Below are 15,721 nucleotides of genomic sequence, written 5' to 3'. Positions count from 1 at the left end.
GGAGCGGCGTCCCGACGATGACAAGGCGCCCACGGCGGTGTCAAACGGGAATCGCCGGCCGGCGGCGGGGCCGGGGTCCATCGGTGGGCCGCGGCGCGGGACGCTCAGGGCCCGCCGGACGCGTCCCCACCCCGGCTGGCCTCCGCGCCCAACGCCCCCCGGATCGCGGAAAGGAGGCTGGCCAGACCGTCGTCGAGCCGCGCGAGGCGCTCTCCGACCGCGGCGGAAGGCCCGCCGCTCACCGCCTCCTCCAGGTCGGCGCACTGCGTGGCCACGTCCATGGCGCCGACGTTGGCCGCGGCGCTGCGCAGGGTGTGCAGGCGCTGCACGGCCGCGCGGTGGTCGCCCGCGCCGAGCAGGCCGCGGAGCGCGTCGACGGTGCCGTCGAACTCCCCGGCCAGGGAGCGCAGCAGGGCCGCGAAGAGGACGTCGTCGCCGTCCAGGCGCCGCGCCGCCTGATCCATGTCGATGCCCGCGACCACCGGCCGCAGCGCCGCGGCGCCACGGCCCGGCGCCGCGGCGAGCCGGCGGCGCAGCGTGCCCACCATGCCGGCGACGTCGAACGGCTTGCTGATGAAGTCGTCCATCCCGGCCTCGTGCGCCCGCTGCCGCTCCTCCGCCAGCGCGCCCGCGGTCAGGGCGATGACCGGGAGCGTTCCCAGCCCGGGCAGGGTGCGGATGGTGCGGGTCGCCTCGTAGCCGTCCATCACCGGCATCTGGATGTCCATGAGCACGGCGTCGAACGCCGACGGCCGCGATGCCAGCACCGCGAGGGCCGCCGCGCCGTTGTCGGCGACGGTCACCGCGGCCCCCTCGTTCTCGAGGATGCGGCGCGCCACCTCCTGGTTGATCACGTTGTCCTCCACCACCAGAAGCCGGACGCCGCCGAGGCGCTTGGCGGCGGTGGTGGCGGCGGCTGGGGACGGGCCTCCCGTCGGCGCCCGGGGGCCGGCGGCATGCCGCAGGCGGGCCGCCCCGGCGGTCGCCAGCGCGCCGCGCAGCGCCGCCGCGGTGAGCGGCTTGACCGCCACGGCATCGCCGTCCCCGGCCTCCACCGCATCCACCGCCGCACCACGGTGGCGCCCGGTCACCGTGAACACCACCGGCGGCGCCCCGCCGCCGCCGGCACGGGCGGACTGCACGACGGCCAGCCCGCCGCCGCCGGGCAGCGACCAGTCGATCAGAAGCGCGTCATAGGGCGTGGCGCGGCCGCGCAGACGGGCCGTGGCATCCTCGGCCGAGGCCGCGGCCTCGACACGCCACCCCTGGGCGGTGGCGGCGGCGGCCAGCGCGTCGCGGGCCAAGGGGTGATCGTCGACGATCAGCAGCGCCCCGGCGCCCGCGTCGCCCGGTGTCCCGCCCCCCGCCCCCGCCAGGCCAGCCAGGCCCGCCGCCGGCGCCGGGGCGAGCGGCACGGTGAAGTGGAAGCGGCTGCCCCGCCCCTCTTCGCTGGCGACGCCGATGGTGCCCCCCATCAGGTCGACCAGCCGCTTGCAGATGGCCAGCCCCAGGCCCGAACCGCCGAACCGCCGCGTCGTCGAGCTGTCGGCCTGCGAGAACGCTCCGAACAGGCGGTCGAGGCTGGCCGCGGCGATGCCGATGCCGGTGTCCGTCACCGCGACGTGCAGCCCGGGCGCCGCGGCGTCGCCGGGGCGGGCGCGGGACACCCGGACCACCACCGAACCGTCCGTGGTGAACTTGATGGCGTTGCCGGTGAGGTTGACGAGGATCTGCTGGAGGCGGAGGGGATCGCCGAGCAGCGTGTCGGGCACGTCCGCGTCGACCGCGATGACCAGCTCCAGGGCCTTTTCGCCGGCGCTCACCGCCATGACGGTGGCGAGCCGGTCGATGACGTCGGCCAGCTTGAACTCCGACGTCTCCAGCTCCAGACGGCCGGCCTCGACCTTGGAAAAGTCGAGGATGTCGTTGATGATGCCCAGAAGCGACCGGGCCGCGGCGTCGATCTTGGCGAGAAAGTCGCGCTGCGCCGCGTCCATGGCCGTCTCGGCCATGAGATGGCACAGCCCGAGGATGGCGTTCATGGGCGTGCGGATCTCGTGGCTCATGTTCGCCAGGAAATCGCTCTTGGCGCGGTTGGCCAGTTCCGCGCGCGCCTTGGCCGCCGCCAGCTCCTGCTCGCCACGGCGGATCGCCGTGATGTCGTAGTTGATGCCGACCATGCGCCCGGTCGGGCTGCCTTCGACAGGCTCCACCAGGGCGGCCGCCTTGATGTGGCGGACCTCGCCCGCCGGGGTGACGACACGGAACTCGGTGTCGAAGGGGGCGGTTCCCGCCATCGCCGCCGCGAACTCGGCGTCGACCCGGTCGCGGTCGTCGGGATGGCAGTGGGCCCGCCACAGCTCGTAGGTGGCGGCCCCCTCCCGGCGTTCGACGGCGTAGAGGGCAAACATCCGGTCGTCCCAGAACAGCCGGCCGCGCCCGGGATCGAAGTCCCACACCCCGATCCCGCCGGCGCGGGTCGCCAGTTCCAGGCGCGCGGTCAGCGCCTGCAGGCGGATCTCGGCCAGCTTCAAGGCGGTGATGTCCGTCACCAGGACGAAGAAGCCGATCACCTCGCCGCTGGCGCGGTCGACGTCGGGGATGTAGTGGGCCCAGGTGTAGCCGACGGCGCCGTCGGCCCGGGTCAGCGTGCGCTCGAAATGCTGCGGCACGCCGTTGAGGGCCGCCAGGATGTGCGGCTCGTTCTGGGCATAGAGGTGCTCGCCCAGCAGGTCCCGGATCGGGCGGCCGAGGATGGCGTCGACATCCTTGCCGAACCACTCCTGATAGGCGCGGTTGGCGAACCGGCAGCGCAGGTCGGCGTCCCAGTACCCGACCATGCCCGGCGTGTTGTCGGTGATCGCCTTGAGGAACTTCTGACTCTCCAGCAGGTCGTGCTCGGCCTGCAGCCGCTCGGTGATGTCCATGCCGAACGACACCGAGGCCAGGCCGGCGGCCGGCGCCGCGGAGCTCTGCCAGGCGATGGTCCGCTCCTCGCCGCCGTGGGTGAGGATGGGCGCCTCGAACCGGCGCGCCCCGGTCCGCCCGCCCTCCCCCGCCCCCAGGAAAAGCGACTCGGCCTCGGGGAAGCGGTCGCTCGGCACCAGCGTCTCCGCCAGCCGACGGCCGACGACCGCGGCGCTGGCGTAGCCGCTCAGCGCCTGGGCGGCGGCGTTGAAGATGACGACGCGGCCCGCGTGGTCCAGCCCGACCACCATGGCGTTGGCCGAATCGATGAGGCTGGTGGCGAAGTTGCGCTGGTCGCGCAGCTCCCGCTCGCGGGTGGCGAACACCCGCAGGACGGTGGCCATGAACAGCGCCAGCGCCGCCAGCACGGCGCCCTTGATGGTGGCGCTGCGCCGCCAGCCGGACAGCGCCTCGTCGAGGCTCCAGCCGATGGTGACCAGAAGCTCGGGAATGTCGGTGGTGCGGGTCACCACCAGCCAGGTGCCGGGGCCCATCTCCTGCGTCGCGACGCGCGCCCGGCTCACCCGCTGCCCCGACACGGTGTGGGCGAGGTGGGCGGGATCGGCCGCGACACGGGTGCCGACGTAACGCTCCTGTTCCGGCGCCCGCGCGACGATCGTGCCGTCGGCCGCCATCAGGCCGGCGAACCCGGCGCCCTGGGGCCGCAGGGTGGCAAGCAGGGCGGCGAAATACGCCGGCGGCAGGGACGCCACCGCCACGCCGTGCCATTGCCCCGCGACCGGCTCCATCGGCCGGGCCGCGAACAGCACGACCTGGCCCGTGTTGGCCAGAACGGGGCCGCTGATGAACAGGCGGTCGCGGTCGGCGGCCCTGAGCGGCTCCTGGAAATAGGGGCGCCGGCGTCCGTCGAAGCCGAGGATCTGCGGCAGGGTGGAGTGGACGACGATGCCCCGGGGGTCGATCACGGAGAGGCTGCGCACCTCCTCGAACGACGCGGCGCGCGCCCTCATGTAGGCGTTCAGCACCGCCTCGTCGTCGGCCGAGCGGGCGCTCTGCGCCTCGCGCCCGACGTCGCGCAGCATGAGGTCGATGAGGCGCAGGCGGCCGGACACGCCCTCGTCGGCGATCCGCGCCAGATTCTCCAGCCGGGCGAAGGACGCCTCGACCGTCCGCTGGTGTTCCGAGTAGATTTCGACGCAGCCCAGGGCGGTGACCAGCGCGATCAGGAACGCGCCGATGCTGACGACGGCACGGCTCTTCTGTCTGGACCTCTGCAGCGGCATCCGCGCTCCACATCGGCAGGGCAGCCGTCGGCCGGCGTCGGCAGACCATAGTCCAACGCGGCGCCGGCCGCCATGCCCCCGCCGCCGCGGCCCCCGCCGCGGTCGCGGCGGCGGGGGCCGCGCCCCGGGTCAGACGTCCAGCAGGAGGCGCCGCGGGTCCTCCAGGCACTCCTTGATGCGGACCAGGAAGGTCACCGCCTCCTTGCCGTCGATGATGCGGTGGTCGTAGGACAGCGCCAGGTACATCATCGGCCGCACCTCGACCTTGCCGCCGATGACGACGGCGCGGTCCATGGTCTTGTGCATGCCCAGAATCGCCGACTGCGGCGGGTTGATGATCGGCGTCGACATCAGCGAACCGTAGACGCCGCCGTTGGAGATGGTGAAGGTGCCGCCCGTCAGCTCGTCCATGGAGAGCTTGCCGTCGCGGCCCTTCTTGCCGAGCTCGCCGATCTTCGCCTCGACCTGGGCGAAGCTCATCTGGTCGGCGTCGCGCACGATCGGCACGACCAGGCCCTGCGGCGTGCCGACGGCGACACCGATGTCGTAGTAGTTCTTGTAGATCAGGTCGGTGCCGTCGATCTCGGCGTTCACCGCCGGGATCTCCTTCAGGGCCTGGATCGACGCCTTGATGAAGAAGGACATGAAGCCGAGGCGCACCTTGTGCCGCTTCTCGAAGTAGTCCTTGTACTCGTTGCGCAGGGCCATGACGTTGCTCATGTCCACCTCGTTGAAGGTGGTGAGCATGGCGGCGGAGTTCTGCGCCTCCTTGAGACGCTCGGCGATGCGCTGGCGCAGCCGGGTCAACCGCACCCGCTCCTCCTGGGCGGCGCGCGGGCGCTCGCCCTGGCTGCCGGCGGCCCACTGGTACTTCTGCGGCGCGGCGGGCGCGGGGGCGGCGGCGGGAGCCGGCTTGGGCGCTTCGGCGTGGTCGATCACGTCGCCCTTGGTGACGCGCCCGCCCTTGCCCGTGCCGGCGATGTCGTCGGCGTTCAGGCCCTTCTCGGAAATCATCTTCTGGGCGGCCGGCATGACGCCGGCGCCGCTTGCCGCGGCAGCCGGGGCGGTGGCGGGCGCGGCGGCCGGGGTCGGCGCCGGCTTGGCCTGGACCGGCTTGGCGACCTCCGACGGCGCGGCGGCGCCGTCGGCGATGATGCCGAGCACCGCGTTGACCTCGACGTTCGCCCCCTCGGCGGCGATGATCTCGGCCAGCGTGCCGGCGCCGGGGGCGGGAACCTCCAGCGTGACCTTGTCGGTTTCCAGCTCGACCAGCGGCTCGTCGGCGCCGACCGCCTCGCCGACCTTCTTCAGCCACCGGGCGACGGTCGCTTCGGAGACCGACTCACCCAGGGTGGGAACCTTGATTTCCGTAGCCATGACTTCCTCTTGCGTCCTTCTTGTTCGGCCCCTGGCGTGGCGTCAGCGCACCGTCAGCGCTTCGTCCACGAGCTTCGCCTGTTCTTGGTTGTGCCGCTTCAGCAGACCGGTGGCCGGGGCGGCGCTGGCCGGCCGGCCGACGTAGACCGGCCGCTTGGTCTTGTGGTCCAGTTCCCCGAGGGTCTTCTCGATGCGGCGGTCCATGAAGAGCCAGGCCCCCTGGTTCTCCGGCTCCTCCTGGCACCAGACGACGTCGGCGTTCGGGTACTTCGCGAACTCCTGCAGCAGGGCGGCCCGCGGGTAGGGGTACATCTGCTCGGTGCGGATCAGCGCGACGTCCTTGATCCTGCGCTCGGTGCGTTCGGCCAGCAGGTCGTAGTAGACCTTGCCCGTGCAGACCACGACGCGGCGCACCTTGTCGTCGGCCACCATGTCGCCCGCCATCTCCGGCAGCACGCGGCGGAACGCCGTGCCCTCGCCCATCTCGGCCAGGTCGGAGACGCACAGCTTATGGCGCAGCAGCGACTTCGGCGTCAACAGGACCAGCGGCTTGCGGATCTTGCGACGGACCTGGCGGCGGAACACATGGAACAGGTTGGCCGGCGTGGTGACGTTGCAGATCTGCCAGTTGTCCTCGCCGCACATCTGCAAGAAGCGCTCGGGCCGCGCCGACGAGTGCTCCGGCCCCTGGCCCTCGTAGCCGTGGGGCAGCAGCATCACCAGGCCGCACATGCGCAGCCACTTCGATTCGCCGGAGCAGATGAACTGGTCGATGATGGTCTGGGCGGTGTTCGCGAAGTCGCCGAACTGCGCCTCCCACAGCACCAGGGCGTGCGGCTCGGCCAGCGAGTAGCCGTACTCGAAGCCGAGCACGGCGGCCTCGGACAGCGGGCTGTCGTGCACCTCGAACGGCGCCTGGCCGGACTTGAGGTGGTTCAGCGCGACGTACTTGTCCTCGGTCTGCTGGTCGTAGACCACGGCGTGGCGGTGCGAGAAGGTGCCGCGGCCCGAGTCCTGGCCCGACAAGCGCACCGGGGTGCCCTCCACCAGCAGGGTGCCGTAGGCCAGCTGCTCGGCGGTCGCCCAGTCGATCGGCCCGCCGGCCTCGACGGCCTTGCGCTTGGCGTCGAGCTGGCGGGAGATCTTGGAGTTGATGTTGAAGCCGTCGGGCACGTCGCACAGCCGCCGCCCGACCTCCTTCAGCAGGTCGATCGGCACCCCCGTCTTGGCGCGGAAGTCGTCGTCGGAGTTGGCGCCCTCCAGGCCGAGCCACTTGCCCTCGAGCCAGTCGGCCTTGTTGGGCTTGAACGAGGCGGACACCTCGAACTCCTCCTCCAGGCGCTTCATGAAGTCCTGGACGAGCTGGTCGCCCTCGCCCTCGGTGATGACGCTCTCGGTCACCAACTGGCGGGCGTAGAGGTCACGGGTGGTCGGGTGCTGGCGGATCGCCTTGTACATGATCGGCTGGGTGAAGCCGGGCTCGTCGCCTTCGTTGTGGCCATGGCGGCGGTAGCACACCATGTCGACCACCACGTCGGTCTTGAAGCGCTGGCGGAACTCGATGGCGATGCGGCTGACGTGGACCACCGCCTCGGGGTCGTCGCCGTTCACGTGGAAGATCGGCGCCTGCACGATCTTCGCCATGTCCGAGCAGTAGATGCCCGAGCGCGAGAAGTGCGGGTTGGTGGTGAAGCCGATCTGGTTGTTGATGATGAAGTGGATGGTGCCGCCGGTGCGGTAGCCGCGCAGCTCCGACAGGCCCAGCGTCTCCGCCACGATGCCCTGGCCGGCGAAGGCCGCGTCGCCGTGCAGCAGCAGGCCGACGACCTGGTCGCGCTCGTCGTCGTGGCGCTGCATCTGCTTGGCCCGCACCTTGCCCAGCACCACCGGGTTCACCCATTCCAGGTGGGACGGGTTGGCGGTCAGCGAGAGGTGGACGACGTTGCCGTTGAAGTCGCGGTCCGACGAGGTGCCCAGGTGGTACTTCACGTCGCCCGAGCCCTGCACGTTCTCCGGCGCCGAGGGGTTGCCCTGGAACTCCGAGAAGATGGCCGCGAAGCGCTTGCCCATGAAGTTGCCGAGCACGTTGAGGCGTCCGCGGTGGGCCATGCCCAGCGCCACCTCGCGCAGGCCGAGCTGGCCGCCGCGCTTGAGGATCTGCTCCAGCGCCGGGATCAGCGACTCGCCGCCCTCCAGGCCGAAGCGCTTGGTCCCGGTGTACTTCAGCTGGAGGAACTTCTCGAAGCACTCGGCCGCGGTCAGGCGCTCCAGGATCGCCCGCTTGCCGTTGACGGTGAAGTCGGTCTGGTTGCGCGCCCCCTCGATGCGCTCCTGGATCCACGCCTTCTGGCCGGGGTCCTGGATGTGCATGAACTCCACGCCGATGGTGCTGCAGTAGGTCTTCTGCAGCAGGTCCATGATCTGGCGCAGGGTCGCCGTCTCCAGGCCCAGCGAGTAGTTCAGGAAGATCGGCCGGTCGTAGTCGCCGGGCCCGAAGCCGTAGGTCGCGGGGTCCAGCTCGGGGTGCGGCTCGCGCTTCTCCAGGCCCAGCGGGTCGAAGTGGGCGTTCATGTGGCCGCGCACGCGGTAGACGCGGATCAGCATCAGCGCGCGGATGCTGTCGAGCACCGCCTGGCGGAGCTGATCGTGGCTGACGCCGCCGAACACCTGCTGGGCGTGGGCCAGCAGCGGCCCGCGGGCGGCCGGCATCGGCTCGGCCAGCGAGGCCGCCACCACGTCATCGGTGCCGTTGGCGCCGTTGGCGTCGCGCAGGGCCCACGAGGCACCGCGCAGTTCGTCGAGCACCGCGCGGGTGTCGTCGTCCAACTCTTTGAAGAAGCCGCTCCAGCTCGAGTCCACCGCGTTGGCGTCCTGCAGGAAGCGGGCATAGAGCTCGGCCACGTAGGTGGCGTTCGAGCCGAACAGGAACGAGGACTTCTCCAGATTCACCGACATGGTCTTCGCCGCGGGCGTGCGCCGCGCGTTCCCTAGCGTCCGAGGTTGTTATCACGGGGCCGTTCGGCCCCTTCGTTGATATGGATGAACCCGCACGCCGGATCACCGGCGGCGGGCGCACCCCTGCCCTTCGTCGCGCCGGGGGCGGGAGCGGTCGCCCGCCCCCGCCCCCGGCCCGCCGCTCCCCGCATCAGCCCTTCATGACCGACAGCATGGTCGAGCCGAGGCTCGCCGGGCTGTCGGCGACGGCGATGCCGGCCGACTTCATGAACTCGATCTTGAAGTCGGCGGTGTCGTTGCCGCCCGAGACCACCGCGCCGGCGTGGCCCATGCGGCGGCCCGGAGGCGCCGTGCGGCCGGCGATGAAGCCGACGACCGGCTTGGCGGTCTTGGAGTCCTTGATGAACTCGGCGCCCTTGACCTCGGCGTCGCCGCCGATCTCACCGATCATGATGATGCCCTCGGTCTCCGGGTCCTTCAGGAACAGCTCCAGGCTCTCCACGAAGTTGGTGCCGTTGACCGGGTCGCCGCCGATGCCGATGCAGGTGGTCTGGCCGAGGCCGGCCGCCGTGGTCTGGGCCACCGCCTCGTAGGTCAGCGTGCCCGAGCGCGACACGATGCCGATCTTGCCACGCTTGTGGATGTGGCCCGGCATGATGCCGATCTTGCACTCGTCCGGCGTGATGATGCCGGGGCAGTTCGGGCCGATCAGGCGGGTCTTGGAGTTGGCCAGCGCCCGCTTCACGCGCACCATGTCGAGCACCGGGATGCCCTCGGTGATGCAGACCACCAGCGGGATCTCGGCGTCGATCGCCTCGAGGATCGCGTCGGCGGCGAAGGGCGGCGGCACATAGATGACCGAGGCGTTGGCGCCGGTCTTCTCCACGGCGGCGGCGACGGTGTCGAACACCGGCAGGTCGAGGTGGGTGGTGCCGCCCTTACCCGGGGTGACGCCGCCGACCATCTTGGTGCCGTAGGCGATCGCCTGCTCGGAATGGAAGGTGCCCTGGGCGCCGGTGAAGCCCTGGCAGATGACCTTCGTGTTGGAATCGACGAGAACAGCCATCTTACTTGGCCTCCTTCACGGCCTTGACGACCTTTTCGGCGGCGTCGGCCAGGTTGTCGGCCGACAGGATCGGCAGGCCCGATTCGGCGAGGATCTTCTTGCCGAGATCGACGTTGGTGCCTTCCAGGCGCACCACCAGCGGCACGTGCAGATGCACCTCGCGCGCGGCGGCGACCACCCCTTCGGCGATCACGTCGCAGCGCATGATGCCGCCGAAGATGTTGACCAGGATGCCCTCGACGTTGGCGTCGGACAGGATCAGCTTGAAGGCCGCGGTGACGCGCTCCTTGGTGGCGCCGCCGCCGACGTCCAGGAAGTTCGCCGGCTCGCCGCCGTACAGCTTGATGATGTCCATGGTCGCCATCGCCAGGCCGGCGCCGTTGACCATGCAGCCGATGTTGCCGTCGAGCTTGACGTAGTTGAGGCTGTGCTTCGCCGCCTCGATCTCCGCCGGGTCCTCCTCGGACTCGTCGCGCAGCTCCTCGACGTCCTTGTGCCGGAACAGGGCGTTGTCGTCGAAGTTCATCTTGGCGTCGAGCGCCAGGACCTCGCCCGCGCCGGTGACGATCAGCGGGTTGATCTCGACGATGGAGCAGTCCAGCTCGATGAAGGCCTTGTACATGCCCATCAGGAACTTGGTGGCCGCGCCGACCTGCTTGCCCTCGAGGCCCAGCCCGAAGGCGACCGTGCGGCAGTGGTGGCCCTGGATGCCGGACACCGGGTCGATGGCGACCTTCAGGATCTTCTCGGGATGGTCGTGGGCGACCTCCTCGATCTCCATGCCGCCCTCGGTCGAGGCGATCACCGTGACGCGGCCGGAGGCGCGGTCGATCAGCATGCCGAGGTACAGCTCGCGCTTGATGTCGGCGCCTTCCTCGACGTAGATCCGCTTGACTTCCTTGCCCTCGGGCCCGGTCTGCTTGGTGACCAGGACCTGGCCCAGCATCTGCCCGGCGTTCTGGCCCACGTCGTCGACCGACTTGACGACGCGGACGCCGCCCTTGCCGTCGGGGTTGTCCTTGAAGCGGCCGGCTCCGCGGCCGCCGGCGTGGATCTGGGACTTCACCACCCACACCGGGCCACCCAGCTCGCGGGCGACGGTCTCGGCTTCCTGGGGCGTGTAGGCGACGCCGCCGCGGGGAACCGCGACGCCGTACTTCTTCAGCAGGCCTTTGGCCTGGTATTCATGGATGTTCATCGGGCGTCCATCTAGATTTGATCGGCAGACGATGGGCGGACGCAGGGCTTGACGCGTCGGACGTTTCGGCCTTTCGGCCGGAGGGCGTATCCCCCCGGTCGAGAGGCCGGCGGTACTTTACCACCTCGGGCGGAGCGTTCAACCGTCCGTCCCGAGCGGCGCGACCAAACCCCGTCAGGCAAAAAAGGCCGCCCCTTACGAGGCGGCCTTTTCGGCTTGCTGCTTCTTCACCACGGCGACGAGCTGCTTCACAGCGTCGACGGAGTGGTCGAACATCTTCTTCTCTTCGGCGTCCATCTCGATCTCGACGATCTTCTCGACACCGTTCTCACCGATGACGACCGGAACGCCCACGTACAGGTCGTTGACTCCGTACTGGCCGGTCAGGTAGGCGGCGCACGGCAGCAGCCGGCGCTGGTCCTTCAAATAGCTCTCGGCCATGGTGATGGCCGACGCCGCCGGCGCGTAGAAGGCCGAGCCGGTCTTGAGCAGCTTCACGATCTCGGCGCCGCCGTCCCGGGTGCGCTGGACGATGGCGTCGAGCCGCTCCTGGGTGGTCCAGCCCATCTTCACCAGGTCGGGCAGCGGGATGCCGGCGACGGTGGAGTAGCGGGCCAGCGGAACCATGGTGTCGCCGTGGCCGCCCAGCACGAAGGCGGTGACGTCCTCGACGGACACGTCGAACTCGTCGGCCAGGAAGTAGCGGAAACGCGCGCTGTCGAGCACGCCGGCCATCCCCACCACCTTCTCCGGCGGCAGACCGGAGGCCTGCTGGAGCACCCACACCATGACGTCGAGCGGGTTGGTGATGACGATCACGAAGGCGTCGGGGCAGTGCGTCTTGATGGCCTCGCCGACGGCCTGGCAGACGCCGGTGTTGATGCCGATCAGGTCGTCGCGGCTCATCCCCGGCTTGCGCGGCACGCCGGCGGTGACGATCACCACGTCCGCGCCCGCGATCACCGAATAGTCGTTGCCGCCGGTCAGCTTGGCGTTGAAGCCCTCCACCGGGGAGGCCTCGGCGAGGTCGAGCGCCTTGCCGTCGGGCATGCCTTCGGCAATGTCGAACAGGACGATGTCGCCCAGTTCCTTCAGGCCGGCCAGGAGGGCCAGCGTGCCGCCGATCTGGCCGGCACCGACGAGAGCGATCTTCTTGCGTGCCATGGAGCGTTCCCTGAGCATGAGCACCCCCGTTCAGTGAGGGGTCCAACCGGGTGGATTTTCTTTCCTTAGGGGTCCAGCGCCCTTAGAATTCGTGGCGGGTTCGTAGCGCGAATCCACACCGAGGGCAAGGGCAACGGGGCGCACATAACCGGAACCGGTCACCGATTCCGCGAAACCGCCAAGGCGCACCCGGCCGGCGCCCGACCTATGTCCGACCCATGACGACACCGATTCGACACCGCTTCCAGGAGAGCCCCCCCATGCGCCGCTTCGCACTTGCAGCACCGCAGGTATTCGCAACCGTCCTGGCCACGGGCCTGCTGGCGTCGGCGGCGCCCGCCGCGGCCCAGACCGTGGCGGACTACCAGACCGCGCTGGCGGAGGCGCCGATCGCCGACGCCGCCGCGCCGGCGACGGCGGAGCTGTGCCGGCCGCTGATGAACTTCGTCTTCGTGGAGATCGTCGCGGAGCACCGCGCCCATCCCTGGTACACCCGCCTGCTGTCGGCGCCGGAGGGCGACACCGCGACGGCGCCCAAGCGCGCGGCCTGCCTGGAGGTGCGCCGTCAGGCGCTGATCGATTTCGGCACCGCCGACGGCGAGCTCATCGTCACCCCGCCCAAGGTGCGCGATCCCGACAGCGACCGCATGGCCCGGTGACCCGGGCCGGCGGGCGGCTCAGCCGACCACCCCGTAGCGGGAGAGATGGCGCGCCATCTCGGCCCCGCTCATCGGGAAATCGGTGCCGCCGCGGGCGTTGAGCATCGCCGACGGCGCCAGGCCCGCGGCGCGGGCCTGGACCTGCATGGCGCAGCGCATGCTGAAGCCGGCCCGCCACACCAGCGCCGTCACCGCCCGCGCGTCGTCGCCGCCGAGGATCGCGTCGACGGTGGCGGGCGGCACCGCGGCGCGCAGGCCGAGGGCCGCACGCACGAACCCCCTCTCGTCCCACGACAGCGCGTCGCCGATCGCCGTCTCGTCCAGCCCGCCGCAGCGGTGCAGCCGCGACGCCCGGGCCGCGTCGGGCTCGGCCGGGTCGCGCCACGCCACCCAATCGACGCGGCGGCGCACCGTGGCGGCGATCTCGGCGGCGGTGGCGTCGTCGAAGTCGGCGCGCCGCCGCAGCAGGTCGAGCACGGAGCGGTCGACGAACGCGGCGAGGCGCACGGCCAGCCGGGGCGGCAGGGCGGGACGGCGGGCCAGCCCGGCCTGCCAGTGCTGGCGGTCGGCCGCGTCCTCCACCAGGCGCTCCAGCGCCGGCTCGGGAATGATGGCGCCGGTGTTGTCGATGAGCACGCCGGTGGCGGCCGGGTCGCCGGTGGCGGCGATCGCCTCCGACACCGCGCCGCTGACCCGGCGGCGCCCGGCGATGGCGGCGAGCCGCCAGGTCTCGGGCCGGCCGGCGATCACCCCCAGCAGGTCCTCATCGGTCAGCGTCGCGCAGCAGTGCAGGATCGGCTCGGCGACGCAGCGCTCCACGTCGCGGGCCAGCCGCTGCACCACCGGCGGCGGCGCGCAGGCGACGTCCTTGATGGCCGAGGCGAGGGCGGCGCGGACCTGGGCGACATGGTCGCCGGCCAACTGCTCCAGCGCCCGGAAGGCGCTGCGGGTGAGGGTGTCCCGGCCGTCCGGCGGCAGGTCGGGCAGCAGGCGGCACAGCTTGCGTGCCAGCACGGCGCGCACGCTGTCGTGGCCCCACCCGTCGAGCCGGCTCTGCGCCAGGGCGTCGCCCAGCGCCCGGGCGGTGTCGCCGCGGCCGCCCTCGGGCGCGGCGGACACGGCCGGCCCGGCGCCGTCGGCGAATAGGTAGTCCATCTCGCCCGCCTCGACCCCCTCGCCTTCGGCCGGCGCCGCGAGCGCCGGCAAGCGCGCCGGCGGCACGCCGGCGCGGAACCCCGAGGTGGCCGGCGGCCGAAGCCGCGCGGGTGTCGCCTTGCCCTTCACGCAACCGTCCCGATGGCAGCGGACGCCCGCCGCGGCGGCGAACGTCCCGTCCCCCCATGGAACCGCCACCCGGTTAACGAGGGCCTAATCCGCGCCCCGGCTCAGACGACGCTGGTGAAGCCGTTGGTGATCGGATAGCGGCGGTCGCGGTTGAAGATCCGCCGGGTGATCTTCACCCCCGGGGCCGCCTGCCGGCGCTTGTATTCGGCCAGATGCAGCAGGCGCCAGACCTTGTTCACGGTCTCCGGTGCGTGGCCGCGGGCGACGATCTCGGGGATGCCGAGGTCCAGCTCCACCAGGCAGCGCAGGATGTCGTCGAGGTCGTCGTAGGGGGGCAGCGAATCCTGGTCGGTCTGGTCCGGCTTCAGCTCCGCCGTCGGTGCCTTGGTCAGGACGCGCTCGGGCACGACGCGGCCGGCCGGGCCGCGGACGTCGTCGGGCAGATGGCCGTTGCGCCAGCGCGACAGCGCGTAGACGGTGGTCTTGTAGACGTCCTTCAGCGCGTTGAAGCCGCCGCACATGTCGCCGTAGAGGGTGGCGTAGCCCACCGACACCTCCGACTTGTTGCCGGTCGACAGCACCATGGCGCCGAACTTGTTCGACAGCGCCATCAAGGTCAGCCCGCGCGAGCGCGACTGGATGTTCTCCTCGGTGATGTCGGGGTCGCGCCCGGCGAAGACGGGGGACAGCATGTGCTCGAACGCGTCCATCGCCGGGCGGATCGACACGCTGTCGAGGCGCACGCCCAGCAGCTCGGCGCATTCCGCGGCGTCGTCCAGGCTCTCCTGCGAGGTGTAGGGCGAGGGCATCATCACGCAGTGCACCCGGTCCGGACCCAGCGCGTCCACCGCCAGGGCCGCCGACAGCGCGGAGTCCACGCCCCCCGACAGGCCCAGGAGCACGCCGGGGAAGCGGTTCTTGTTGACGTAGTCGCGCAGCCCCAGCACCAGGGCGCGGTAGATCGCCTCGGTCTCCCCGGGCGGCGGCACCAGGTCGCCCTCGGCGCAGCGCCACACATCGTCGGCGCCGCGTTCCCAGCGCGTCACCTGGAGGTGTTCGACGAAGGCCGGGGACTGCGCCGCGAGCGTGCGGTCCGCCCCCAGCGCGAAGGAGGAGCCGTCGAACACCAGCTCGTCCTGGCCGCCCACCTGGTTCACGTAGATCAGCGGCAGCCCGGTCTCGGTCACCCGGGCGACCGCCAGCGCCATGCGGCGGTCGTGCTTGTCGGTCTCGTAGGGGCTGCCGTTGGGCACCACCAGGATTTCCGCCCCGGTCTCCGCCAGGGTCTCGGCGGCGGCGTCGCTCCACATGTCTTCGCACACCATGACGCCCAGGCGCACGCCGCGGACGTTCATCGGCCCCGGCAGCGGCCCGGCGGCGAACACCCGCTTCTCGTCGAAGACGCCGTAGTTGGGCAGGTCGTGCTTGAAGCGGACCGCCGCCACGGCGCCGCCGTCGAGCAGCAGGGCGGCGTTGTAGACCCGCCCGTCCTGGCGCCACGGCGCCCCCACCAGCACGGCCGGCCCGCCATCCGCGGTGTCGGCCGCGAAGCCGGTCACCGCGGCCTCCACCGCGTCGAGGAAGAACGGCTTCAGCACCAGGTCCTCGGGCGGGTAGCCGCAGACCACCAGCTCGGGAAAGACCACGAGGTCGGCGCCCCGCGCCGCGGCCTCGGCCCGCGCCGTGCGGATGCGCTCGACGTTGGCGGGGATGTTGCCGAGGGTCGGGTTGACCTGGGCGAGGGCGATGGCAATGCGGTCGGTCATGGTGTGCGGGCCGTTCCCTGGCTGCTCGTGTCGGTGCGTGT

The 15,721-nt window shown here is 71.4% G+C and carries 9 protein-coding genes; 1 reads left to right on the top strand and 8 read right to left on the bottom strand.

Annotated features, from left to right (window positions below; all coding sequences use genetic code 11):
- Window positions 1-104: 104 nt before the first annotated feature.
- The 6 genes from AC6H2I_RS22245 to mdh all read right to left on the bottom strand — a co-directional run bounded on the left by AC6H2I_RS22245 (window position 105) and on the right by mdh (window position 11,971).
- Window positions 105-4,211 carry a response regulator gene (locus AC6H2I_RS22245; protein WP_497502910.1) on the bottom strand — a complete coding sequence of 1,369 codons (4,107 nt, stop codon included), beginning with the start codon at window positions 4,209-4,211 and terminating at the stop codon, window positions 105-107.
- A 129-nt stretch (window positions 4,212-4,340) separates the two neighbouring features.
- On the bottom strand, window positions 4,341-5,588 hold the full coding sequence (gene odhB / locus AC6H2I_RS22240; protein WP_497502909.1) for a 2-oxoglutarate dehydrogenase complex dihydrolipoyllysine-residue succinyltransferase: 1,248 nt from the start codon (window positions 5,586-5,588) through the stop codon (window positions 4,341-4,343).
- Between the two features lie 42 nt (window positions 5,589-5,630).
- Window positions 5,631-8,543: a 2-oxoglutarate dehydrogenase E1 component gene (locus AC6H2I_RS22235; protein WP_497502908.1), complete on the bottom strand. Its 2,913-nt coding sequence runs from the start codon at window positions 8,541-8,543 to the stop codon at window positions 5,631-5,633.
- Between the two features lie 190 nt (window positions 8,544-8,733).
- A complete protein-coding gene (gene sucD / locus AC6H2I_RS22230; protein WP_497502907.1) occupies window positions 8,734-9,609 on the bottom strand; it encodes a succinate--CoA ligase subunit alpha in 876 nt (291 codons plus the stop codon).
- A gap of 1 nt (window position 9,610) precedes the next feature.
- A complete protein-coding gene (gene sucC, locus AC6H2I_RS22225; RefSeq protein WP_497502906.1) occupies window positions 9,611-10,807 on the bottom strand; it encodes an ADP-forming succinate--CoA ligase subunit beta in 1,197 nt (398 codons plus the stop codon).
- Window positions 10,808-11,002: 195 nt separating this feature from the next.
- Window positions 11,003-11,971: a malate dehydrogenase gene (gene mdh / locus AC6H2I_RS22220; protein WP_497502905.1), complete on the bottom strand. Its 969-nt coding sequence runs from the start codon at window positions 11,969-11,971 to the stop codon at window positions 11,003-11,005.
- A 260-nt stretch (window positions 11,972-12,231) separates the two neighbouring features.
- Between mdh and AC6H2I_RS22215 the strand changes: the two genes are divergently transcribed.
- Window positions 12,232-12,630 carry a hypothetical protein gene (locus tag AC6H2I_RS22215; RefSeq protein ID WP_497502904.1) on the top strand — a complete coding sequence of 133 codons (399 nt, stop codon included), beginning with the start codon at window positions 12,232-12,234 and terminating at the stop codon, window positions 12,628-12,630.
- An 18-nt stretch (window positions 12,631-12,648) separates the two neighbouring features.
- Here the strand turns inward: AC6H2I_RS22215 and AC6H2I_RS22210 are convergent, their stop codons facing one another.
- Together AC6H2I_RS22210 and AC6H2I_RS22205 are read right to left on the bottom strand one after the other, a co-directional pair.
- Window positions 12,649-13,914: a DUF2336 domain-containing protein gene (locus AC6H2I_RS22210; protein ID WP_497502903.1), complete on the bottom strand. Its 1,266-nt coding sequence runs from the start codon at window positions 13,912-13,914 to the stop codon at window positions 12,649-12,651.
- A 101-nt stretch (window positions 13,915-14,015) separates the two neighbouring features.
- Window positions 14,016-15,680 carry an NAD+ synthase gene (locus AC6H2I_RS22205; protein WP_497502902.1) on the bottom strand — a complete coding sequence of 555 codons (1,665 nt, stop codon included), beginning with the start codon at window positions 15,678-15,680 and terminating at the stop codon, window positions 14,016-14,018.
- Between the last annotated feature and the right edge of the window lie 41 nt (window positions 15,681-15,721).

The sequence above is a fragment of the Azospirillum sp. NS33 genome (assembly GCF_059703765.1).
This window is presented reverse-complemented; position numbering and strand designations above follow the sequence as displayed.